16 protein-coding genes are annotated in these 26,281 nt (G+C 41.9%); 13 read left to right on the top strand and 3 right to left on the bottom strand.

Going from position 1 to position 26,281, the window contains the following annotated elements; all coding sequences use genetic code 11:
- Positions 1–569: 569 nt before the first annotated feature.
- On the bottom strand, positions 570–1,277 hold the full coding sequence (locus ACT29H_RS16590) for a DNA-binding domain-containing protein (protein WP_444822776.1): 708 nt from the start codon (positions 1,275–1,277) through the stop codon (positions 570–572).
- A gap of 767 nt (positions 1,278–2,044) precedes the next feature.
- Positions 2,045–2,743: a DNA-binding domain-containing protein gene (locus ACT29H_RS16585; RefSeq protein ID WP_444822775.1), complete on the bottom strand. Its 699-nt coding sequence runs from the start codon at positions 2,741–2,743 to the stop codon at positions 2,045–2,047.
- Between the two features lie 1,075 nt (positions 2,744–3,818).
- On the opposite strand from ACT29H_RS16585, the gene wecB reads away from it, so the two are divergent.
- The 12 genes from wecB to ACT29H_RS16525 all read left to right on the top strand — a co-directional run bounded on the left by wecB (position 3,819) and on the right by ACT29H_RS16525 (position 19,935).
- Entirely contained in the window at positions 3,819–4,991 is a 1,173-nt protein-coding gene (gene wecB / locus ACT29H_RS16580; RefSeq protein WP_444822774.1) for a non-hydrolyzing UDP-N-acetylglucosamine 2-epimerase, read from the top strand.
- 186 nt (positions 4,992–5,177) lie between these two features.
- Positions 5,178–6,392, top strand: coding sequence for a UDP-N-acetyl-D-mannosamine dehydrogenase (gene wecC, locus ACT29H_RS16575; RefSeq protein ID WP_444822773.1), 1,215 nt, complete (start codon positions 5,178–5,180; stop codon positions 6,390–6,392).
- On the top strand, positions 6,389–7,534 hold the full coding sequence (locus ACT29H_RS16570; RefSeq protein ID WP_444822772.1) for a hypothetical protein: 1,146 nt from the start codon (positions 6,389–6,391) through the stop codon (positions 7,532–7,534). Before wecC ends, ACT29H_RS16570 begins: the two co-directional genes overlap by 4 nt.
- A 274-nt stretch (positions 7,535–7,808) precedes the next feature.
- Positions 7,809–8,876 (top strand): glycosyltransferase family 4 protein, encoded by a 1,068-nt coding sequence (locus ACT29H_RS16565; RefSeq protein ID WP_444822771.1) that lies wholly within the window; start codon positions 7,809–7,811, stop codon positions 8,874–8,876.
- Positions 8,877–8,882: 6 nt separating this feature from the next.
- Positions 8,883–9,995 carry a glycosyltransferase family 4 protein gene (locus ACT29H_RS16560; protein WP_444822770.1) on the top strand — a complete coding sequence of 371 codons (1,113 nt, stop codon included), beginning with the start codon at positions 8,883–8,885 and terminating at the stop codon, positions 9,993–9,995.
- Complete coding sequence (locus tag ACT29H_RS16555; RefSeq protein WP_444822769.1) at positions 9,986–11,089, top strand: glycosyltransferase family 4 protein; 1,104 nt, start codon at positions 9,986–9,988, stop codon at positions 11,087–11,089. Before ACT29H_RS16560 ends, ACT29H_RS16555 begins: the two co-directional genes overlap by 10 nt.
- Positions 11,086–12,051: a glycosyltransferase gene (locus tag ACT29H_RS16550; protein ID WP_444822768.1), complete on the top strand. Its 966-nt coding sequence runs from the start codon at positions 11,086–11,088 to the stop codon at positions 12,049–12,051. The genes ACT29H_RS16555 and ACT29H_RS16550 overlap by 4 nt, the downstream gene beginning before the upstream one ends.
- A gap of 206 nt (positions 12,052–12,257) precedes the next feature.
- Positions 12,258–13,547, top strand: a complete 1,290-nt coding sequence (locus tag ACT29H_RS16545) for an O-antigen ligase family protein (protein ID WP_444822767.1) — start codon at positions 12,258–12,260, stop codon at positions 13,545–13,547.
- Between the two features lie 368 nt (positions 13,548–13,915).
- Positions 13,916–14,959: a glycosyltransferase family 4 protein gene (locus ACT29H_RS16540; RefSeq protein ID WP_444822766.1), complete on the top strand. Its 1,044-nt coding sequence runs from the start codon at positions 13,916–13,918 to the stop codon at positions 14,957–14,959.
- 648 nt (positions 14,960–15,607) lie between these two features.
- The gene (gene asnB, locus ACT29H_RS16535; RefSeq protein WP_444822765.1) at positions 15,608–17,464 is read left to right on the top strand and encodes an asparagine synthase (glutamine-hydrolyzing); all 1,857 of its coding nucleotides are present in this window, start codon (positions 15,608–15,610) and stop codon (positions 17,462–17,464) included.
- 1,018 nt (positions 17,465–18,482) lie between these two features.
- Entirely contained in the window at positions 18,483–18,662 is a 180-nt protein-coding gene (locus ACT29H_RS16530) for a hypothetical protein (RefSeq protein ID WP_444822764.1), read from the top strand.
- Between the two features lie 118 nt (positions 18,663–18,780).
- Entirely contained in the window at positions 18,781–19,935 is a 1,155-nt protein-coding gene (locus ACT29H_RS16525) for a glycosyltransferase family 4 protein (protein WP_444822763.1), read from the top strand.
- Between the two features lie 63 nt (positions 19,936–19,998).
- On the opposite strand, the gene ACT29H_RS16520 is transcribed toward ACT29H_RS16525, so the two are convergent.
- Positions 19,999–20,361 (bottom strand): four helix bundle protein, encoded by a 363-nt coding sequence (locus ACT29H_RS16520; RefSeq protein WP_444822762.1) that lies wholly within the window; start codon positions 20,359–20,361, stop codon positions 19,999–20,001.
- 388 nt (positions 20,362–20,749) lie between these two features.
- On the opposite strand from ACT29H_RS16520, the gene ACT29H_RS16515 reads away from it, so the two are divergent.
- Positions 20,750–25,771, top strand: a complete 5,022-nt coding sequence (locus ACT29H_RS16515) for an Ig-like domain-containing protein (RefSeq protein WP_444822761.1) — start codon at positions 20,750–20,752, stop codon at positions 25,769–25,771.
- The last annotated feature ends 510 nt before the right edge of the window (positions 25,772–26,281 follow it).

The following is a 26,281-nucleotide window of genomic DNA, read 5'->3' as shown; positions in this document are numbered from 1 at the left end:
CCCTAAAGGGGAGAACCATGCCTCCCGCATCACTTAGCACTTAGTTAAATTCCAGAATTACTATTTTTAAGGTACCGCACGCTGGAACTCCCCCTTTAGGGGGCCGGGGGGTGTGCGAAAGAAACTTATAGTTGGTTCTTCGCTTATAACTTCTGATCAACTTTCCCCACCCTCACCCCTCTGACTCCCCTAAAGGGGAAGACCATTCCACCCGCATTACTTACCACTCAGCTAAATTCAAATATTATTATTTTTTTAATATCGTGCGCAGGAACACCCCCTTCAGGGGGCCGGGGGGTGCGCGAAGGGAACTTTCCCTTTAGACGCTGCCATGAGCTTTGTCGAATTCGGCCAAGAGATGCGCCGGGGGAATAAAAGTCATTATCTTCTAAGAATTAAAGAAATACGCTTTTTCAAGTAATCAACTCACATCTAATCATTTAATATCTACATAAGAAGTTCTATTGTTCCAATGGTTTTCTGATAGTGAACATCTGCCTTATTTAACGCAGATAAGGGTGGTGTAATTTATTGGTCTTCATAGAACCCAAAAGCAAAAGAGTAAAAATTTAGTCTTCCAATTCTACGATATTTAACGGCTGTTGAAAGCGTGCCACTTGCAGAATTTTTCTTCCGGGTCGTATGGTTCTAACTTCGAGGTAAAAATGGCCCTCAATATCGGAAGGAGTGGCTGCCAGCAATTCCGATGGATTATTAATCGGTACATTCAATGATTTATATTCTTGACCCTCATTATTAATAAAAAAAACACCCTGATGAGAATCCTTCTCATCAAATTTAAGCCGCGAACCTCGTATAAAAATCCAATTCCCCTTCGTAGCCACCTTATTAGTCAAATTCGTACGCACATCCTCAACATATTTGATAAAAGGCTCTATAATGGTTGGTTCCACCTTTTTCACCTCAATACCACCAACAAGTTTAATGAATTCCTTCCCCGGTGTAAAAGTAATATTGATTTTATGACGTTTTGGATCAAATTGGTCACCCTTTCCATTGAATTTCCCCTTTATAGAAAGATTTATCCTAAAAAAGCTGGTATTAATACCTCTGCCCTGTTTTACGAAATAGACCACCGCCTCCATCAATCTAATAATCAAAGTATTTACAAAAATTTCAGGAAGCAACTTACTAGTTTTTAACATATGATCGACAAGCTCTTTTTCGGTGACTCTGTTCTGATTCACTACGGCAACCTTCTCATCCGTAGTTTGTTTTACGAAATTATTCTTCACTAAATAATATTCCAAAGCCATAATTAATTTATTTTTTTAATTTAAAACTACCTTAAATTTTCAAGAAATCCTTCCATCCCAACACACATAATTACCTGGATATGAAGCATACAGAAAGAAATAAATTTTACTAATTTCATGATTGCTAGCGGAGACTTTATCCCTTAGACTTCGGCATAAGTTCTTTTGACTGGAGCTTAAAAGGTTACCGTGGACCAAAATAAAATTTTATACGACTAAAGACTACCGTCGGTTTTTCTTTAATTTACGCACCACCGGAAAACACCCAACAATTTCACTAATATCAGAATAACCTATCCCAACACCTGGGATAACTTTATACCAACACTTGGGATAACCTTATACCAACACTCGGGATAACCTTATACCAACACTTGGGATAACCTTATACCAACACTTGGGATAACCTTATACCAACAATCGGGATAACCTTATACCAACACTCGGGATAACCTTATACCAACACTCGGGATAACCTTATACCAACACTCGGGATAACCTTATACCAACACTTGGGATAACCTTATACCAACACCTGGGATAACCTTATACCAACACCTGGGATAACCTTATACCAACACTTGGGATAACCTTATACCAACACTCGGGATAACCTTATACCAACACCCGGGATAACCTTATACCAACACTCGGGATAACCTTATACCAACACTCGGGATAATTAGAATCAAAAACAAAATTTGAACAAACCATAGAATAGAAAAAAGCCTCCTGCAGGGGAAAGGAGGCTTTTAGAATTCACTTAATCATTCGACAGTACTTAATTCCTTTTCAAACCTATTAATTGTCAAAGTTTTTCTCTTCGGAAGTATCGCCCTTACTTCAATATGATAAGAGCCCGATAAACCTTCCGGAGCAAACACCAACAATTCCGAGGGTTTGTTTTTGGCCACATTGGTAGCTTTGGTGGCATTCCCGGAATCATCGATGAAGAAGACCCCCTGATCAGGATCGCTCTCATCAAATTTCAGGTTAGAACCTCGGATGGAAATAATATCTCCGGAAGAAAATTCTTCATTGATGGAGTGGGTTCTTAGGTCCTCTACTCTCTGGATATCCGGAGTAGCAGGATCGATATCCACCCGCTGAACTTCCACCGAAGACATTGCATCCTTCAGTACCTTACCGGGATTCATAGATAGTTTAACCTTATGGCGCGACCGGTTGAAGGTGTCATCGAGGCCGTTGAACACCCCGGAGATGGTATGATAGGCTTCAAAGAGCGGGGTGTTGACATTACGCCCCATGGCAATCCTTCGCCGGATCGATGCCTTGTACTCTTCCAATACCGACAGAATATCGGGACGGGTAACGGTGGAACCCCTCTCCACCATATCGTCCACGATATCCTCCTCAGTATCGGTCTCATTATCTGTTGTCACGGCCCGGTAGTCATTGGGATCGTCCGTCAACAGATTTTCAACTAGGCCATATTTAACTGCCATAGTACGTAAAATTTAAGTTAGACATTCAGGCTCCGCCGGACCTCATCCTCTTCGCCAGAAGTTTCTGCCGTCAGATGACCAGTCCACGGTTTACCTATTATTAAAGTTTCCCCTGCGAGCTTTTTTTTCTTATCCGGGAATCGCATAACAAAGGTTGGTACATGGTCTTTGGTATAGCCTCGCCTTGTCATGCTCATTTTAAAGGTAATAGCTTTTAATTTCGGCCATTTATCACAAGTTAAGAATTAACCATAACCATAAAAACATGCATTGGGAAATGGAAAATTAAACGGAAGGAATAGTGTTTAATATTCTTTTTTTTGATTATTATATTATTTGTCATAATATGCCTGGCCAATATTAATAAAAGAATATTTTTCATGCCACTACTCCTTCCTTCCAAACTCAAAGATTACGCCACATAGACCGGATTTTGAAACAGCCTTATCAAAGATCTTTCAAGCAAATTCAAAAATTTCAGCTCCGGATTATTTTTTCCCTTAACGACCTATGCCTTTGCACATACAGGTATACATAAACACCAAACAAAAATGGCTCATCTATCAATCCCGGATCTTTCCAGCAATCAACAGATGAGCCATTTCTCCAAACGATCCGGAACCTCCTTTACGTTTTTTGAATCAAGCAACGCTAATATACAATAACTTTTTTCATCTTGCAAGTTTTTTCAATATTTTTTTTTGGAAATTTTTATTATAGTAATATACTGAGCGGTTAAAAGGCCGATGCTTTGAGGTGCCAAACGAGACTTACACAAATAGAGATAAATAGCATGGGAGTCTTATTATGAATTTTTTCTGTCCATAACCATTTCGACAATAAATTTCTAACACCTGGCTTCTAAAAAACAGTCAGCAATTGCCGACACAAATAAACGATTTGAGAGGTAAAAAGTTGGTTATTATGTGTCACCAGATTTCGACTTTTGAAATGACTCTTTCATCGCTCCGTAAATAAATAGCCTAACCAACTAATAACCTAAAAACCTAATATCCTCTTATGTTCTGACAAAATGTTTTATTTTTGGGGGATTAATAAATTTTCTGGAAAGGATATGCACACAAAAGTCAAAATATTGCTTGTATTTGGCACCCGTCCTGAAGCGATCAAGATGGCCCCCGTTATTAAAGAACTTGAAAAACATCCCGACCGGTTTGACACTAAAGTCTGCATTACTGCTCAACACCGGGAAATGTTGGATCAAGTCTTAAAAATTTTCCACATCACGCCTGATTATGATCTGAACCTTATGAAACCTGGGCAAGATCTATACGACATTACATCAGGTGTGTTACTCGGTTTAAGATCCATATTACTTGATTTTACCCCGAATGTTGTCCTGGTACACGGAGACACCAGCACCAGTTCTGCCGCAGCGCTTGCTGCCTTTTACCAAAGAATACCGGTGGGGCATGTGGAAAGTGGTCTGAGAACCTATAACATCTATTCGCCCTGGCCGGAAGAGATCAATAGACAATTAACCGGCAGGATAGCCACCTGGCATTTTGCCCCTACTCGCTGGGCGGCACAAAACTTGACAGCAGAAAACGTTGACACTCAAAATATTTGCACTACAGGAAATACAGTCATTGATGCTCTTCATATGGCAATAAATATCATTGAATCCGATCGGAATCTGAAACAATCTATCATAAAACAACTTTCGTCATTTATTCCTGATATCGATGAAGACATCGATTCAAAAAAAATCATTTTGGTAACCGGACACCGACGAGAAAATTTTGGTGATGGTTTTCTTAACATCTGTAATGCAATAAAAGATCTTGCTTTAAAAAATCGGGAACTGATGATCATCTATCCCGTTCACTTAAATCCGAATGTTCAAAAGCCCGTGAACGAAATATTAGGCCATCTTCCTAATGTATTCCTGCTTCCACCGCAAGACTACCTGCCATTTATCTACCTACTCAGACATGCCTACATCATCCTCACCGACAGTGGTGGCATTCAAGAAGAGGCTCCCAGTCTTGGCAAACCGGTACTTGTAATGCGTAATACCACCGAACGTCCCGAAGCGGTAGATGCCGGAATAGTAAAACTGGTTGGAACAGATAAAGAATTAATTATTTCAGAAGTTCTGAAGCTGCTAAACGATCCGGCTTATTATGCTTCCATGTCTGAAGCAACCAACCCTTATGGCGATGGCAAGGCCTCAGAGAGGATCGTCAACTTTCTAAACAAACATGTTCATAAAATTCATTCTTAATTGTCACTTATCTGGAGAAAATAAAGGATAATCCATGCGAATCGCATAAGGTTAGTTGGATCACCCTAAAACCACAAAAATAAACAACGAATGTTCTTTATATCTTTGATGAATTTCATTTAAGAACATCTGTGAAAAATCAATCAAGTACAAAAAAACATCCTTAAATTCATTTAATCAAAATTCATGAGCCAAAATAAAATTACCGTAACGACCATAGGTATGGGCTACATTGGCTTGCCAACTTCTGCAGTAATAGCCGGCAATGGCATTAAAGTAAATGGTTGTGATGTTAACGAGAACATTGTTGAAACCATTAATTCAGGAAAAATACATATTGTTGAACCCGGATTGGATCATTTGGTCAAGAAAACGGTTGATGCCGGTTTTCTAAAAGTTTTCCCCACGCCTCAACAAGCCGATGTATACTTGGTGGTTGTTCCAACACCTTTTAATCAGGATCATCAACCTGACACGTCTTTTGTTGAGTCGGCAACCAAAAGTATTATTCCCATATTAAAAAAAGGAGATCTTTTTATTATTGAATCTACCTCACCGGTGATGACCACAGAAAAGATGGCAGAATTGATCTTTGCGGAGCGACCGGAATTAAAAGACAACCTATTTATTGCTTACTGCCCCGAAAGAGTGCTGCCGGGCAATGTTCTGTACGAATTGGAAAATAACGACCGGGTTATTGGTGGCCTTGATAAAAACTCCACCCAAAAAGCCATGGAGTTTTATCGTCTTTTTGTAAAAGGGCAACTTCACCCCACCAATGCGCGAACGGCAGAAATGTGCAAGCTCACAGAAAATAGTTCACGCGATGTCCAGATTGCATTTGCCAATGAATTGTCCATAATTTGCGACAAAGCCGGCATTAATGTTTGGGAACTGATAGAGCTGGCCAACAAACATCCCAGAGTAAACATCCTTCAACCCGGTTGTGGTGTTGGAGGCCATTGCATCGCCGTCGATCCATGGTTTTTGGTTTCCGATTATCCCGAGCACGCTCATGTCATTCGACAAGCAAGAGAAATTAACGACTTCAAAGCCGAGTGGAGTGTCAACAAAATTCTGGAAACAGCCCGGGAATTTGAATTAAATCATCAGCGTCAACCCGTTATTGCCTGCATGGGACTAGCCTTTAAACCCGATATTGACGACTTACGTGAATCGCCTGCAAAATACATCGCTTCAAAAATTGTGGCTGAAGCTAGAGGCGAAGTACTGATTGTTGAACCAAACATTAGTAGTCATCCCAGCTTCACCCTCACCCAATACCGTCAGGCCTATAAAAAAGCAGACATTATTGCTTGGCTGGTGAAACATAAAGAATTCCCTGCCGTTATTAGGGAAAACAATAAAATTGAATTGGACTTTTGCGGAGTAAGAAAATGAAGCAGATAATCTATTTTTCATTTGGGGATCAATATTCAGGCATATTTCAAAGTCAAATAATTGATGTGTGTCGTTTTTATGAACAGAAATTTAAAATTAATACCAAATTAATATCTTTTGTACCATACAAAACCTATACAGAAAATAAGAGAAAAATAAAAAACAAAAAAAATAATGCCGTTATTCTACCCATGATTCCGAGCCGTAATCATTGGTATTTTCTTTATGCATTGATGCTAATTCCATTTCTATTTTCTTCCTTATTTTCAAGAAAAATCACCATTTCCAGAGGTGCTTGGATAACAAAAACCCTACTCGTATTAAAGAAATTTGGATTTAAAATAAATGTTACCTATGATGCTCGAGGAGCTGTAAAAGCTGAATGGGAAGAATACATCGGACAAAATATCACCAAAAATCTCTTAAAAGAAATAGAAAATACTGAAAGAGATGCAGTTCTACATTCGGACCATAGAATTGCTGTATCCCAAAAATTAATTGAGTATTGGAAGGATACCTATTCATACAACAGTAACAAACATCAAATTATTCCCTGCACTATTAGCAATTCTTTCTTAACACCTATCGAAAATGAAAATTTATCTAAAAAACTAAACTTAAATCTCAAACACCCTATAATTATTTTTTCTGGTGGAACTGATAAATGGCAATCGTTTGATTTAATTATTGATTTTATGGAGGAGCTACTTTCCTCAAATTATTATTTTTCTTTTCTTCTCCTTGCGAAAAAAAATTCTACAATAAATAAAATAATTAAGAAATACCCTGACAAGGTAGAATGCAAATGGGTAAGGCCAGAGCAAGTTAGTTCTTATCTGAAACTAGGAGACTACGGATTATTATTAAGAGAAAATTCAACAACAAACCGAGTGGCTTCTCCCACCAAATTAGCTGAATATATGGCATGCGGCCTAACACCCATAATCTCTGATCATATCGGAGACTTTTCTGAATGGCTGATAAATGAAAGAATGGCAATTCATTTTTCAAATTTTATTGCCAACAAAGAAAAATTTGCAAAGAAAGTTTCTGCTAAAACAAAATACAAAAATGTAAACTTTGTAAAAAATAATTTTCTTAAAGAAAATTACGAAACTGAATATTCGAATATTATAAAATAAGATCATTAACCTCTAACCAAAGAAGAATATGAAGCTTAAGCGCACTTAAAAAACGTTATTGAAAATTAGAATGAAAAGTTTTTTTAGTTTTCTAATAGTAAACGCAGAGATTTATAAAGAAAAAATATATGAAAGCACCGATTAAATGAAAAAAACAATCTCTTTAATTCTAACAATTTCGTTTCAGGGAATTGTTCAAAAAAAGCTTTTTACATTTACACGAAATCAACAAGTGATTCCCCATATTTTCTGTTTATCGGAATATTAAGAAACCATGAAAATCCAATACACCAATACTCCAAACGGGTATAATGAAATTCGTAATTTCATAAAGCCCTTACAAGGGAAGGTGATTTTTTTGCGAAAACAAGACCTTTTTCAAATCTTATTAAACCTTAGGTTTCTCCTTACCAAAAAAGGATACCATCCTCTTTTCAAAGGTTTGTTTTTTAATCCCTTTTTAAACCCGGAAAAACGTTTTTGGTTTTTCAATACCATATTAATTGGCAGAAACCCATGGCAGGTGACTTTTGAAACAACCATACCAAGATTGGGTAAAGCACCCAAATGGCTATACAAACTGGCAGTCAAACAACTAAAAAAACCCAATTGCCAGAAAATTTATGCTTTGTCACAATGTGCATATTACCTGCAAAAGAAATATTTGGAAAAGCATTGGCCGAAACATGCACAAACCATTATTTCAAAAATGTGTGTAAAATACCCCTATCAGGAACCTTTAATAGATAAATATGAAGACAAGCCTCTGCACTCTTCAAAAATAGTATTTACACTAACCGGTGCGGACTTTTTTCGTAAAGGCGGGATGGAAGTGCTTAATGCCTTTGATCAACTAATACCTAAATACCCTCAATTACATTTAAACATTATTTCATCCCTTAATTATGGTGATTACGCAACCCATACAACTATCGACGATCAAAAAGCGGCCAAAAGAATCATCGCCAAATTCCCAGGCAACATTACTCATTATCCTTCCCTGCCCAACGAAAAAGTATTAGAGATATACAAAGCCAGCCACATTGGCCTGCTTCCCACCTGGGCCGATAGTTTCGGATACTCGGTTCTGGAAGCACAGGCCGCAGGATGCCCTTGCATTACTACAAATATCAGGGCATTACCTGAAATTAACGACAATGAAACTGGTTGGGTAATCGAACTAAATGAAAAAGGTTATATCCCCGAAAATCGTGATAATTTATCTCATCAAATCACCGAATTAATAAAAAAAATAATTACTGAAGATACTTCCCAAATAAAAAGTAAAGGCATATCCGCCTTAAATAAAATCAAAAAGAAGTTTAATACGCAATATAATTAAGACTTTATGAATAAAAAACCTTTAGTTGCCATTTTATCTTCCGGTTTAGAAAAAAGAAAAGATAGAGGTTATGAGCAATCCAGCTATAAACTGTTCCAAAATATTTTAAACGACAAAACTTTTGGCTGTGATGTTGAACTTTATAAAGGTACCGGTAATAAAAAGTATAAGGAATTTGTTATACGAAGTTTTGCACAATACAGGTGGGTAAAAAAATTGGGAGATATAGTATTTAACGACAGCTACGTTTTTGAATACATAATTTTTGGTCTGTTTTTTATCTTTTATTCCGGCATAAAAAGAAAAAAATTTGATATAATCTATACTCAAGAACCTAGGGTATCAAAAACCCTTTACCAACTTAAATTTCTTTTAAGAGGAAAGCCCAAAATAGTGTTCGCAATGGGGGTAAAAATGACCCCTGAACACTATGTAAACATTTGCGATAGAAGCCAGGTTGTTAATATTGAACACTACCAAAAAGCAATAAATCAATACCCTAATCTGAAAAAATTTTTCCTTATCGCCAACCCGGGTTCTGAAACCACAATATATAAAGGCCCTCTTTCAAAATCAGAAATTCGACAAAAGTATGGAATTTCTTCTAAGTACGTACTATTGTCCGTAGGTGCAATCAATAAAGAAATAAAACGAATGGATTATATTATTGATGAATTTGAAAATATTTCTAATGATTGGACACTTGTGTTAGTAGGTAATCCTCAAGATAAAAATTTAATTGACACTGCTTATCAAAAATATGGCTCCAGATTTAAGCATTTTTTTGTTAGTCCTCAGGATATTCCTGAATTTTATGCAATGGCTGACCTTTTTGTACTTGCATCTGTAGTAGAAGGTTTTCCTAATGTTTTACTGCAGGCAATCGCAAATGGAACGCCCGTTATAATGCATAAAAGAGAATTACACAAATGGGCATTACAAAATGATAAGTTCTTAATAGATATGACCAGAAAAAATGAATTGGCTTCATATATTAACCAATTAGATATTGATAAATTAAAGATTCAATCTGAACAAGTAAGGAATTTATATGAAGATAAATTCACTTGGAATGCACAAAAAAAAGAATACCAAAAATTGTTATTGAAATGGGATTAAGAACTCTATACATATCTACCATGGCAGGTCATCCCTGGGGTGGCAGTGAAGAACTATGGGTAAAAATGGCACATGACGACATAGCTTCCGGGAAAGAAGTCCATTGTTCCATATTTAACTGGGGGATTTTGCCAGATAAAATCAAAAAATTAAATGAGGCCGGTGCCGTCCTTCATCCCAGAAATCGATTTCAATTTACTGAATGGCAGAAAAAACCATGGGGAAAATTCATAGAAAAAACTGTAGCATTAAAACAGTTAAAGAAAACGCTTTCAGTTTCCCGGCCTGACAAGATTATAGTTAGTATGGGTGGTTTTTGCGATTTGGAGGTAGATATTTACAGGTCATTTCTTCTGGCTGTGAATGTTGCATATGAATTAATCATACATGTGAACCCAGAGAATTACTACCTTAATCCGGGAAAAATTGAGGAAACGGTAAGAGTCTGCCAAAAGGCTGAGAAGGTATGGTTTGTATCTCGTCGGCTCATGGAAATAGCCATCAGGCAAACAGGGTATACCTTCCCAAATGGTGGAATTATAAAAAACCCTGTAAACATGTCACAAACAGGGATACTACCCTGGCCGGATATGTCGGTAATACATATGGCATCGGTGGGAAGACTTCAGGCTTCGGTAAAAGGGCACCCGGTACTGTTTCAGGCTTTGGCTCAGCCGGAATGGCAAAACCGTAACTGGCACCTCAACATTTATGGTACAGGCCCTGACGAGGCCTATTACCGGCACCTGGTCAAAGCCTTCGGGATTGAGCAAAAATGCACCTTTCACGGTTTTGTCCATGATATTCGAAATGAAATTTGGGCAAACAATCACATCCTTGTAATGCCTTCCTACTATGAGGGGTTGCCTATTGCGCTGGTAGAAGCCATGCTTTGTGGTAGACCCGCTGTAGTTACAAATGTAGGCGGCAATGCAGAAGTTGTAAATGACAATGAAACTGGTTTTATTTCAGAAGGGGTCCACCTCAGCTCTTTTAATGGCGCTTTAAATCGCGCATGGAAACAAAAAGAAAAATGGAAAGAAATGGGGGAAATATGCTTTAATTTTATTAACCGCGATAATTCTAAACAATGATTAAGGATTTGGTTTCTGTCATAATTCCTGTAAAGAACAGAAGCAATTTATTTTCCATTGCTTTTAACTCAGTTGTAAGTCAAACCTATAGGCCCATTGAAATAATTGTAGTTGATGACGGTTCTTCAAAGGATGAATTTGATAAAATTAATTACATAATTCAAAACAATCCTCTTTCAAAAAATTTTCACATTCAAACAATCAGAAATACAAAAAAAGGTGCTCCTGCTGCCAGGAACCTTGGCTATCAATTAAGTCAAGGCGAATATATTCAGTTTTTTGATTCCGACGACGTTTTACTTCCAACAAAAATCGAAACAGAAGTAGATTTTCTAAAAAAGCATACTGAATTCAACTATGTTTATTCCAAAGCTCAATATATTGATGAACAAGGTAATTTAATCGATAATTATTGGGGGAAACCTCTTGCCGGGAATTCCAGTGATTATTTTAATTTTTCCTACCAAACAATGTGTGCATTATACCGAAGAACCGTAATAGAAAAATTTGGTGGCTGGGATGAATCACTCCTTATAAACCAGGATTGGGAACTTAGCATTCGATATATTCTAATGGGTGCAAAAACTTTTTTTATTGACAACGTTCATTCCAATTTTAGAGTTCACCATAAAGGAAACATTGGAAAAACAGACAGAAAACCGGATATCATATGGAGTAAATTCATAGGCCACAAAAAAATTTTTGATTTGATAGTAGAGAAAGGGAAAAATGACAGTACAATAAAAAAACTTTTTCTAAAAAGATTCATTTATATTTATCTCGTAACAGTTTCGGTCGGTTCAAAGAAACAAATAGATCTCCAAGCAGAATACATTATCAAAACTTTTCAAATTAAAGGTAAATTTTTGGCCACGTTTGTGCGTAATAAAATGGTCGCAAAATTAGTTTTACGACTATATCAAGAATTCTTTAAAAACCGAATTATCTCCCCCAAAAACTAAAAAACTATTATTTATCGACCTATTAACAACTATTTCCTTACTGAATAGTTTATACACAATTACTTCAAGATATTAAAATATCCATCACTTTACTACGATGCAAGACCTTTAAAATATTAAGTTATTTTTGGAAAAACCCTCCAAAAATTCCGATCGCCCCATCAAAATTTCTTTTCTTTGCCACAAGAAAACCAATATCCACGTTAATGCTAACAGAACTCCTGTACGAAAAGAAGAACTATTTAACGCTGCTGTTCTGGGTGACCTTGGGCATCTTTACCGGTCCTCTGGTCTATGTGGTAGTGCCGCTTCATATGTTATTTCTTCGCAACAAGGGAGAATGGCTTTGGATACTTTTAGGGTTGTGGGTGATATTAACATTAAGTGACAGCCGACAGTACATTTTTGGTTTCGCCAAAAATTTAAAAACAGTGATGATGCTGGCAATGGCTTACCTTTTTATATTAATGCCCAAGATAGAAAAGGATCCAATAAGGTTTGTCAAACCTTTTATTCCGTTTTTTCTTGTAGCCTTCATATCCCTCGTTGGCAGCCCGGTAGGTTTTACGGGCTTTCAGAAAACCGTGTCGTATATTTTGCTTCTCACGGTAATTCCCCCGTTGGTTGATCTGCTGTTGACCTATGAGCGCGACCGTTTTCTTTACCACCTGGTGATGGTGGGCGTCATTATCTTAAGCACCGGCATTGCGTTGCGTTTCCTGTCACCCGGCTTTGTCATCTTCAAAGGCGAGCGTTTCTCGGGCCTTCTGGGCAACCCCAACGGAATGGGCATATACGGATTTATCTTCACGGTATTGTTCACCATAATACAATATTTCCATCGGGATCTATTTACCAAAGGCCAGATCATCTTTGTCTATATTATCATACTCCTGTCTCTGGTCATGGCCGGCTCCCGGGGCGGACTCTTTTCCACTGCCCTTTTTGTGGCCGCCTGGTTTTTAATCAAACGAGATCCAGTGATGGGCTTTATTGTCATGACCCTTTTGTTTGTCTCTTACCAGATTATCCTCGCCAATTTCGAAACCATCGTCACCTCCTTAGGCCTGGCCGATTATTTTCGGCTGGAAACATTGGAAACAGGTTCCGGAAGAGTGGTGGTAGCAGAGGTAGCATGGGAGAACATTCAAAAAAATTATTGGTTCAGTCACGGATTCACTTTTGATGAACATGTATTGGCCTCATATCAGGACTATTTCGAACGTCACGGTCACCAGGGCAATGTGCACAACAGCTGGCTCACCATGTGGATGAATACAGGACTGGTGGGCCTCGTTTTGTTTTGTGTTGGTTGGTTGACGGCCTTCATCAGGGCATCTCGCCACACCCCGCTGGTCTGGGCCCTGCTTTTTGGCATGCTGATCTCCATATCGGTTGAATCGTGGCTGACCGCCTCCCTTAACCCCTTTACCATTGTGCTGGTCATCATCCTAAGTTTGCTGGGGAATGAGAAGTTTTTCACTTCAGACGGCTAAAAATGATGGGATTAGAGGTCAGAAGCCAGAGGCCAGAAGTCAGAAATAACCAGAGGATATAAGTTGAAATAAAGATACAAAGTAGATATAAATAACCTAACAGCCTATTGACCTATTGACCTATTGACCTATTGACCTATTGACCTATTGACCTATTGACCTATTTGCCTATTGACCTATTGACCTATTGACCTATTGACCTATTTGCCTATTGACCTATCGACCTATTGACCTAATGACCTATCGACCTATTAACCTATTGACCTAATGACCTAATGACCTATTGACCTATTAGCCTATTGACCTAATGACCTAATGGCCTGGTGGCCTAATACTAAAAACTAAAAACCAACTACTCAACACCAACCATGACCATACTGTTTCAATATACCGAGTTGGCATCCTACTTTCTGTCGGGGGTGCGCGAACTGGTTCGCCGGGGCCATACGGTACATATTGTGCGGTGGCCTGTCAATCGGGAAGCACCGTTTCAGTTTTCTTTTCCGGAAGGGGTACACATATACGAGCGTCGCGAATACACCACCCCACAATTGGTGGATCTGGCTTTATCGATACAGCCGGATATCATCATCACCAGCGGATGGGTGGATAAGGGTTACCTGAAAGTATGCCGTCGTTTTAAGGGAGGCATCCCCACGGTGCTGAGCATGGACAACCACTGGCATGGCACGGCGCGTCAGCAGGTGATGCGTCTGGCCGCTCCACTCCTGCTCCATCGTTACTTTTCGCATGCCTGGGTGCCGGGTGCGCCGCAGAAGCAATATGCCTTGAAACTGGGGTTTCGGTCTCACCACATCTTCGAAGGCTTCTACTGCGCCGATGTGGATCTCTTCTCATCGGCCGCCGCCGACCGTTGCGAGGCCTCGCCCTATCCGCGCACGCTGGTCTATGTGGGGCGCTATGTCAGCCAAAAGGGGTTAGACCTACTCTTTCCGGCCTTCATGGCGCTACAGGAGGAGACACCCAACGACTGGGAGCTGTGGTGTGCCGGCACGGGCGAGTTGTTCGATCAGCGTCCCACGCACCCTAAGATAAAACATCTAGGATTTCTTCAGCCCCATGAGTTGAAAGAGACGCTGAAGGGTGCGGGCGTCTTTGTCCTCCCCAGCCGCTTCGAGCCATGGGGAGTGGTAGTCCATGAGATGGCGGCCGCCGGCTTTCCCATGATCTGCTCGTCGGCCATAGGTGCTGCCACCCGCTTCCTGCAGGAAGACAAGAATGGCTTTCTCTTCCAAAATGAAAGCATCGACGACTTAAAAAAGGCCCTGAAACGAATGATGTCGCTGAGCGATGATGAGCTGCAGGCCATGGCTCACCACAGTCACCGACTGGGCATGAGCTACACGCCAAAGATGTGGGCAGAGCAGGCGGTTAGGCCAATAGGCCATTAGGTCATTAGGTCGGTAGGCCATTAGGCCATTAGGCCGATAGGTTGATAGGCCGATAGGTCGATAGGCTATTAGGATTGAGGAGATTGAAGGGATTGAGGGGATTGATGTGCTAATGTGCTGATGATATTAGAGGCCAGAAGTCAGAAGCCAGAAGCCGGAAATAATTAAAGGATATAAGTGGATATAAATAGAAATAAAGTGGATATAAATAGTCTATCGGCCTAATAGCCTGATAGCACTCTGTGATACACTGTGCTACCACTGTGTGACACTGTGAAATATTAAATTACACAGAGTATCACAGAGGATGTCACAGTGCAACACAGTGTAAAAAGCTGATAATTAAAAGATATAAGTAGATATAAATAGCCTATCAGCCTATTGACCTAACGGCCTAATGGCCTAGTAGCCTAACAGCCTATCGGCCTATTGACCTATCGGCCTATTAGTCTATTGGCCTAATAGAGCCGCAGAGCGGCGACAGTACGGTAGAACAGAGGCCGGAAGTCAGAATTAACAAAAGGATATAAGTGGATATAAATGGAAATATGGTAGATTTAATTAGATTTAGATAGAAATAAAGTAGATATAAATAGCCTATCAGTCTATTGACCTATCGGCCTAATGGCCTATTAGCCTATCAAGATTATGTGCGGAATAAACGGAATCATATCCAGAACCATAGACGATAAAGAAGCCCGGATAAAGACCATGAACAGCCGGCTGGCACATCGTGGTCCCGACGATGAAGGATGTTGGGAGGAGGGCCCGGCCGCCCTGGGACACCGTCGACTTTCCATCATCGACCTGTCGCCGCTGGGTCATCAGCCCATGACGTCGGCATGCGGCCGTTATGTGATGGTCTTTAACGGGGAGATCTACAACTACCGCGAGCTAAGGTCCCGCTTCCGGTATCCCTATCGCTCACAAACCGACAGTGAGGTGGTATTGGCTGCCTGGTCTGAGATGGGCGACAAATGTGTGGAACTGTTCAACGGCATGTTTGCCATCGCCGTGTGGGACAAACAGGAAACGACCCTTACGCTGGTTCGCGACCGGATGGGCATCAAACCCCTCTATTGGCATCACGGCGAGAAGGGGTTTTGCTTCTCGTCAGAGATCCGCGCACTGAAAAGTTCGGGCTTATTTACGCCACAGGTGGATGAAGATGGGGTGGTTGACTTTCTGAGGTATCAAACCGTTCAGGCTCCGGCCACCATTCTGACCGATGTTTTCATGATGGTGCCGGGAACCATTCTGAGTTATAATCTGCAATCGAACCATCTAGAAACAGCGACCTACTGGTCGGCCTTTAAGCAAGAGCGCCAAGCACCGGCCAGTTATGAAGCGGTGAAGCAAGAGGTGCGTCAACGTTTTTTTCAGGCTGTGGAGCGCCGCCTGGTGGCCGACGTTCCGTTCGGTGCTTTCCTGTCGGGCGGCATCGACTCCAGTGCGGTGGTGGGTGCCATGGCACACGTCTCGGGGAATAAGATTGATACTTTCAACATCACCTTTTCGGAAGGCGACTTTTCCGAAGCGCCCTATGCCCGGTATGTAGCCAACATGCACAAGACCAACCACCATGAGATTCATCTCAAGCCGGAAGACTTCCTGCAGATGCTTCCCGATGCCTTGACAGCCATGGACCATCCCAGTGGCGACGGCCCCAACACCTGGGTGGTCTCCAAGGTGACCAAAGAGGCCGGTATCACCATGGCCCTCTCCGGACTGGGCGGCGACGAAATCTTTGGGGGATATGCCATCTTCAACCGTATGGCGATGCTGCATCAACGGAAAGCCCTGTGGCGCCTTCCCCGCCTCTTGCGAACCATGGCCGGTCGTACCTTAACCACCCTCAAGCCGGGGGTGGCATCTGCCAAGATAAGACGTCTGCTGGAGATGGAAAACTTCAACTTCGAAGAAGCCTACGCCATATCCCGGCAGGCACTGATGGACCATCAGCTGGCACAAATTTTCAGTCGACAAATATTGCCACCTCACAATCCGGTGCAATGGCTGAGAAAGAATGGAATAAACGAGGTGGAAGACGTTTTGTCGCGCGTCTCCGTAGCAGAGATGACAACCTACATGCAGAATGTGTTGCTGCGCGACAGCGACCAGATGAGTATGGCCCATGCGCTGGAAGTACGTGTCCCGTTCCTCGATCATGAGCTGGTAGAGTATCTCCTATCGCTTCCCGACATGTTTAAGCGCCCCGTCACTCCCAAAAAACTATTGGTGGACAGCCTTCCCGACCTGTTACCCGACTATATCGTCAACCGCCCCAAAATGGGCTTTGTCTTCCCCTGGCGCGACTGGCTCAAAGGCGTGATGCACGATTACGCCGACCAGCGCATCCGCTCACTGGCACAGCGCACAATGTTCTACGAACCCGGAGTGCTCGACCTCTGGCACCGCTTCCTCCACGGCGACCCGTCGGTTACCTTCGCCCGGGTATGGCCCCTGGTGGTGCTGGAAGAGACGATCAGGGGGTTAGGCCAATAGGCCACTACTAGGCTGATAGGCCATTAGGCCCATAAGTCGATAGGCGGTTAGGCCGATAGGTCGATAGGTCAATAGGCTAATAGGTCATTAGGTCGATAGGTGGATAGGCCAATAGGTCATTAGGTCGATAGGCCATTAGGTCGATAGGTCGATAGGCTAATAGGTCATTAGGTCTATAGGCCATTAGGTTGATAGGCCATTAGGCCCATAGGTCGATAGGCGGTTAGGTCGATAGGTCGATAGGTCGATAGGTCAATAGGTTAATAGGTTAATAGGTCGATAGGCCATTAGGTTGATAGGCCATTAGGCCCATAGGTCGATAGGCTATTAGGATTGGGGAGATTGAGGAGATTGAGGGGATTGATGTGCTAATGTGTTGATGTGCTAATTTGCTAATATGCTAATGTACTGATGCAAAAAAATAATTCTGTAAAATGTTCATCTTATATCTTGCATCTAAAAATCTAAATATCTAGTATTTGATGTGCTGATTTGCTAATATAAAATGGATGTTTTTGTGAAATATTTATCTTAAATCTTACATCTAAAAATCTAATAATCTAGTATTTGATGTGCTAATGTGCTAATGAAAAAAAGTATTTCTGTAAAAAGCTCATCTTATATCTTACATCTAATAATCTAAACATCTGGCATTTGATATGCTGATTTGCTAATGAAACGAGCATGGCGACTTTTTGCCACAAAAGAGCATGTATAAAATTGGTAAAGCCATGCGAGTTCCATCCAGCCAATAACTTAGATAAAAATTATACGGATGAAAAAAATATTTCAGTAAAACATTCATCTTATATCTTACATCTAATAATCTAAACATCTGGCATTTGATGTGCTAATCCAAAAAATATTTCTATAAAATGTTCATCTTAAATCTTACATCTTAAAATCTAATAATCTAGTATTTGATGTGCTAATGTGCTAATGAAAAAAAAGTATTTCTGTAAAAAGCTCATCTTATATCTTGCATCTTAAAATCTAATAATCTAATAATCTATTTTTTATGGTAGGATGCTATCTTCCGACTTCAGGCATCTGGCTTCTGTCTTCCGGCTTCTGTCTTCAGCGGGCCGGAGCACCCCCTTCAGGGGGTTGGGGGGGTGAGCGAGGGGCTTGCCTCTGGCTTACCACTCTGTCGCGGCTGGCGCCATTAGGCAGTCAGGCCGATAGGTTGATAGGCTAATAATATTATCTTTGCCCTTATGAAACGAGCATGGCGGCTTTTGCCACAAAAGTACATGTATAAATTTGGCTAAGCCATGCGAGTTCCATTAAACCAATAAATTAAGCAGATTTTATTAATGAATCAACATGCATCCCGAAAAAAGATATTGATTATCTACGACTATTTTTCACCGGCCTATAAAGCAGGAGGACCGGTTCGGTCGCTGGTTAACATGGTTGGACTACTTGCGCAAAAGTATGCTTTTTATGTGGTAACACGTAATGAAGATCTCGACGGGACCGTTCTCGACGTTGAGCCTGATCAATGGATCGATTTTGAGGGGAAAGCCCGGGTTTTTTATGCGTCACGTAAGAACACTTCTTTTGGTAAGGTGAATGCCCTCATCCGTGATGTGGCGCCTGATGTGGTCTATATTAACGGCCTCTTTTCCCCCTATGCGACTGTCATCCCGTTACTGGGTAATGTTTGGTTTAGAAGTACGGCACGATATGTGGTAGCCCCAAGGGGTATGTTTCAGGCGGGTGCCCTGGCATTGAAAGCTACCAAAAAAAGGGTCTTCCTGTCGCTAATGAAACCTCTCATGCGGCGGAACAATGTGGCATGGCATGCCACCGATACACAGGAACAACAGGATATATACAAACATATAGGCCCGAAAGCGCACATCGTGGTGGCCGGTAATGTGCCGGCATTGCCGCAAAACAAAATGGTGGAGATGCCTGACGGTTCCGCCCTGCGGTTTGTTACCGTAGCACTTGTGGTTAAAATGAAAAATCATATTGCATTTCTTGAGGTATTAAAACAATATACCGGTGAAAGAAAAATTGTATATGATATATTTGGGCCCATTAAAGACCAGGATTACTGGCAAGAATGTCAGCAACTTATTGATCAAATGCCGGAGAACGTCAAAGTGACCTATCAGGGAGCCGTAGCGCCTTCGCAGGTGCCCGATGTGCTGGCCCGTTACCACTTTTTTGTGTTACCCACCTTTGGTGAAAATTTCGGACATTCCATCTTCGAAGCCCTGGCTATGGGCCTGCCAATACTTATCAGCGATAAAACACCATGGAATCATGTGCAGGAACAACAGGCAGGATGGGTCGTGGCAGATAATAACCGGGATGACTGGCATAAGGCCTTCAATGAAGCGATTGACCAAACTCCTCAACAATGGCAGCAAATGAGTAAAAATGCCCGTTTGGTGGCCGAGAATTACCTGAAAGAGGCGAGGCTGGAAGAGAAGTATGAGGCTCTTTTAGGCCAATAGGCCAATACTAGGTTGATAGGCCGATAGGCCGATAGGTCATTAGGTTACTGGGTGATTATGTGACTATCTGCTAAATTTTCTTTTTTGTGTGATTAAGGAATTTAGCATCTTCGAAATTTCAAGACCTAACTTTTCCATTTCGTCAAGGGTTGTTTGAGATATCATTCTTTTATAAAAAAAGAGGTTTAAAACAGTGATGGCTTCATATAAGGAGCCACGGGCAAAATAGAGATAATTGATTTTTTCTTTATTGCTAATTCTCCCTTCTCCCTCAGCAATATTTTGTGGGATAGAAGATGCTGCCGCTTCCAATTGCTCAATTAAACGGTAATGTCCATTTATATTTTCCGTAATATCCAAACATTTTTCTGCAAAAAACATGGCCTTTTGCCATACCTGAAGTCTTTTAAAATTAAAGTCATTCATAATAACTTTATATTAAAATTCTTACAAAATTAACACAAAAAACTAACCGCCTGGTAGCTTATTGGCCCATAGGCCTAATGGCCTATCGACCTATCCACCTATCGACCTAATGGCCTATCGACCTATTAGCCTATTAGCCTATTGGCCTATCAACCTATTGGCCTATTGGCCTATCAACCTATTGGCCTATCCGCCTATTGGCCTATCGACCTAGTGGCCTATTGACCTAGTGGCCTATTAGCCTATTGGCCTATCCGCCTATTGGCCCAATCATGTATCTTTTATCACTTATTTACGTATATTAATCCTATATTTTTTTACTTTCGTCACAAAATCAGTACAAAACCCAAGCGTAAGGAAACCCTCCTTACCCTATAATTAGTTTCATATGAACAAATATTTACCCTATCTGACAATTTTTTTGTTATGGATTGGCGTGGCTGGCAAAAGCTATGGCCAGGCGCCGGAAATTGTAAGTATGGTTCCCGATTCTAATGCCACGGAGGTGGCACTGAATGTGGCATTAAAACTGGTATTCAACGAAAATATCAGTTTTAACTCGACAAACGACTTTAAATCAATAACAATATCAGAGACAGCCAACAGTGAGAATATAGTATTTAATGCGATATTTAAAAGTGGAAAAACATACAACGGCATTCCCGAAAGCGGAAATGTTATTTCCATAACTAATGACACACTGTTTTTCGACTTAAGCCAGGCTTCTCTCTCTCCCGAAACCCAATATTCCGTTTTCATAGAAGAGGGAGCCATCGAGAACGCTGATGATGGAACGGCCTTTGCCGGCATAGATGACGCCTCTGTCCGGTGGCGTTTTACCACGGTATCTCGTCCCGGCCTATCGCTGCTATCGCCTGTGAATGGCGCTACGGATGTGACCGGTCTTGAGTCGCTGACGCTTACTTTCACCGAACCGGTAGGACTCGGTGACGATAAAAACCTGACCATCTATAAGGAAGGAGGCAGTGTCTTTCAAACCATTAATACCACGAACGACGCCGATCGGATCACTGTTACGGGGTCGGGCTATGATGTTAATGTAAGCCATCGGGCTTTCACTGGTAATAAGGGATTTTACATCGATGTGGAAGAAGGTTTTGTCACCTCTCAGTCGTCGGGCACTCACTCAGCAGCCATCGATGGCGCGACTCACTGGTCTATTACCACGGCCGAAGGTCCTTCACTGTCCTCTTTTTCACCTGTGAATCTTCCGGAAAGCGGAGTCAATGCCGACGAACCCATCGTTTTACAATACAACAAACCCATAACCCTTACCCCCGACAAAGAAGTAACAATTCGTGACGATGAAGAAACGCTCTTTCAAACCATCAACACCACCGATGATGCCGATCTTTTTTCCTATAATAGTATCATCTACCAACTCACCATCAACCACGATAACTTCCCCGGTAATACCATCTTAAAAATCACGGTAGAAGAAGGACTTGTAACAACCCAAGACAATCAAATAGCCTCAGATGCCATCGATTCAGGCTGGCAGTTTACATCAGCCGAAGGTCCGAAAATAAAAAGCTTTACTCCCGATGGGATTAACGAGGTTGCGGGCAACCGGGTTTTGGAACTCTATTACAGTGAGAATATCGTTTTGGCCAGTAATAAAAATATACATATCTATCGTGCCGACGACGATCAATTATTTCAAACCATTAATACCTCAACCAATTCGGACCTCCTGAACGTTACGGATACGACGTTACAAATAGAGCACGATCCCCTATGGGGCAATACCCAGTATTATATTCTGGTGGATGAAGGGCTGGTGATCTCCTCTACCACCTCAGTGGAAGCGGAAGGCATTACCGATAATTCATTATGGCGCTTCACCACGGAGTCAGGTCCTACCATGGAAGGCTCATCACCGGAAGCCAATGCCACCGAGGTATCCATCTCTGCCCCTTTTGAGATCTATTTTAATGAAGAGGTCACAACAGGCAGCTCCGGAACCATCACCTTACATCTATGGAACGATGATTCTGTTGTTCAAACCATCGCCTTTGACAGTGAAAATCTACAAATCAGCAATGATACCTTAACAATCCTTCATTCCAATCTTTCTCCTCAAACTAAATATTACATCCATGCCGACCAAGGGGTAATTCTCTCTTCTAACACCGGCACGCCCTGGGACGGCATTCAGGACAATACACTGAGCTTCACCACCGGAGGGGCACCTCAGATCTCGGCTTATGATCCCCAGCCCGAAGAGACAAATGCTCATATTAATAATCCATTCACATTAACTTTTTCCGATAATATCCGGGTAGGAAACTCCGGTTATCTTAAAATCCGGAAAGAGGGGGACATATTCATCCAGGACATACCTTATAATGCAGGATTATTGACCATTGAAGCTAATAAACTACTCATAACTCATGATGAATTAGAACCATCCACCACCTATTTCATCCAGATAGAAAACGATGTGGTGAGATCCCTTTCCACCGACGTGCCTTTCCCCGGCATTAGTGACACCAGCCAATGGCGCTTCACCACGGCCGGCCCTCCTCAAATAGTATCCCTATCCCCGACCAACGATGGCACTCTGACCTCGGCTAACGAAAATCTGGTTATCACTTTTAACGAAGACATTGAAGCCGGAACTTCAGGATCACTGCGTATCCGCTACGCCAATGCTGAAGAGGCCTCCTTTCAGACCATCTCCATAGAAGACACCGAGCACATCGACATATCCGACAATACATTAACCATCAGCAATCTGGAATTCACCCCGGATACCGGATATTATGTAACCATTGCATCCGGGTTCGTCAAGTCAGTGGCAGGCGGGGTTGATTTTGATGGCATCTCGGACACGACACGATGGCGCTTCACTGCCCCGTCGGGACCGACGATCTCAACTTTTGAGCCGGCCAACAACAGCATTGACATCGCAACAGACTCGATTCTGACGCTTACATTCAACGAACCGATTGTTCGAGGCAACGGAAATATGGTGATTCATTACCAAAGCGATGGCAGTGATGCCCTGACAGTAACTTCTGCCTCATCATCCAATCTGGTTATTGAGGAAAATCAGATATCATTCCCAAACCTGACGCTCCCCAACGATGCCACCTTATACGTCACCATAGATGCGGGTTTCATAAAGTCCCAAACATCTAATTTTTCTTACGGTGGACTTAGTGACACCACTCAGTGGGTCTTTACCACCTTGCCCTCACCTCCGGCATGGAGCAACGGCTATCCTCACTTTGACGCAATCACACCCAACAATTTAGATCTGGCATTGATGACCGGGAAAGATGCCACCTACTATTTTGTGGTGACCGCCGAATCAACAGCGCCATCCGTGACTCAAATCACAGAAGGAAAAAAATCGGACGACTCACAGGCGGCTGTCGCCGGCAACGGATCACTGACTGCCAACAGTGAATTCATCCATCAGAATATTGATATTTCCGGATTTCAGGAAGGATATTATTGGCTTCATGTGGTGACAAAAAATCCGGAAAAAGAGATCTATTCGGAGGTGGTATCTTTACAGATCGATAAGCTACCGCCGGTAGCCTCCTTCTATCCTGCCGACGGAACCACTCATTTCCCGGAAAACAGCAATATGACCATATCTTTCAATGAGTCCATCTACAGTTCGGGAACGCTGATTGACAACGCCAACGTTTCCGACTTTGTATCGCTCACCAAAGATGGTGTTCCGGTCAGTTGCTCCATCACCATCAACACCAGCACCAATATAATTACCATTGACCCGGACAACGACCTATCTCCCATAGTGGAATATGTTCTCAGCATAGATCCCGTGGAAGACAACATAGGAAATGAGCAATCGGACAACAGCTCCATCACTTTCACCACCGATAAGCAAAATATTTGGACGGGGACTGGAAGTGACCCGAAAGACTGGAGCGATGAGAACAACTGGAGCACCGGTTCATTCTCAGAAAACACCAGCATTTTTGTACCCTTAGCTGCCGAACCATTGGTTGCAGATCAAAACTATACAATCTATAACCTAACCCTGGAAGCCGGAGCGGTCATGCAACATACCGGGGGTACCTTAACCGTCAATGGAGAGTTCCGGCTGCAGTCTTCTGCCAGCGTAAATGCCTCATATCTGAACAGCGGAGGAACGCTGGTAGTCGATCCGGATAGTGTGAAAATTGAACAGGTTGTTACAGCCAATAATATTAATTACAACCTATCGGCGCCCACCTCAGGTGCCACAAAAACCGGCATGGGAGTCACCAACAATTTATATGCCTTCACCAATAGCACAGGCAGTTACACACTTATCGGTGATAATACTACTTTAACACCCGGCAACGGATATATCTTGCGAAGTGATGTCGGAACCCTTACCTTTTCAGGCGCCATCAATCTCTCAGACATCACTGTAAATTTGGAATGGTCTTCTGCCGGCCTTGGCTGGAATCTGGTAGGGAACCCCTATACAGGATCACTGGACTGGTCTCAAATCAACAAAACCAATGTGGCAGATGCCTTCTGGATATGGCAAAATATCGACAAAGTTTACGGGGTGTACAACTATGAACTGGGAACAGGAATCAATATTGATTCGCCAATTATTCCCTCCCACCAAGCTTTCTGGATCAAGATACCATCCGAAACACGTGCCTTGCCGGCCTCCATCACCTTTTCTACCTCCGGGCTTCAAGCCAACACCACCAGTTATCTGAAATCGGCCTCCATACCGCAACGTGTAAAAATAGCAGGCAGCAACGGCTCTGTAAAAGATGAAACTGCCATAGTCGTGCATAATGGAAGTTCGCTAAATCTTGACCACCTCGATTCCGACAAGATGCTCTCCGGATCATCTGAAGCCCTGGAGTTGTACTCATTTGTGGAAGACCAGAAAATAGCCATTAACGCCATTCCCTCATTCATGGAAGCAATAGAAATACCGATAGGGTATTATGCCGGAAAAGCCGGAGATTACGCCATTGAATTAATTGACCAAACCATCAACAACGTGGACAGTCTGATACTGTTCGACCATACTGAAAACATAGAATGGTTACTATCAGCCGACCACCCCTACCATTTTTCCGTCACCAAGAAAGGCAGCAACAACCAACGGTTCACAATAAAAATGACCACCAAAGATGTCTCAACAGACATCAATCCGAAACCGGTTAATACCCAACGCTGCCATGTTTATGCTAACAACCACAATATCGTCATTGAAACAAGCGATAAGAAAAATCTCCGGTACATGGTAACCGACATAAACGGGAAAATGCTTGATCAGGGAAAATTGGCCTCTAACACCGTCAACCGTATCGCATCTCCTAATCAGCCGGGGCTATACATCATCATCATATCTTCAACCGATGGAAAAGAAGAGCATAAGATTATGATTAATAATTAGACCGATAGGTGGATAGCGGTCAGAGGCCAGAAGTTAGATTAAAAGATATATGTGGATATAAATAAAAATGAAGTAGATATAAATCGATACAGGTATAAATTGCTGCAAAATTAGCCTAACAGTCTATCGCCTATTGGCCTAACCGCCTTTTGACTTAATGACCTATCTACCAGGTACCCGGAGGGGCGATAGAGCGGCAAACAGGAAAAAGCGCTCCCTCCCTTCCCCCCCCAACCCCAGGAAGGGGGAGCGCCGACCCGCAGAGACAGAGACCGGAAGTCCGCGGCCAAAAATAACTAGAGGATATAAGTTGATATAATTGGAAATAAAATAGATATAAATAGCCTACCTGACTAATAACCAAGCGGTCCATTGGCCTAACAACCTATCCGCCTATTGGCCTATTGACCTAGCCGCCTAATAACCTATTGGCCCAATGTCGTTTAGTTAAGGTTTGTAAGCTGAAAATGCCACAGGTTTTCCAGAGTATCTTTTAAATCGTGTGTTATA

The organism is Thermophagus sp. OGC60D27 (assembly GCF_052400625.1).
Taxonomy (GTDB): Bacteria; Bacteroidota; Bacteroidia; order Bacteroidales; family Marinilabiliaceae; genus Thermophagus.
Note: the sequence above shows the minus strand (reverse complement) of the source record. Positions and strands in the feature narration are given on the sequence as shown.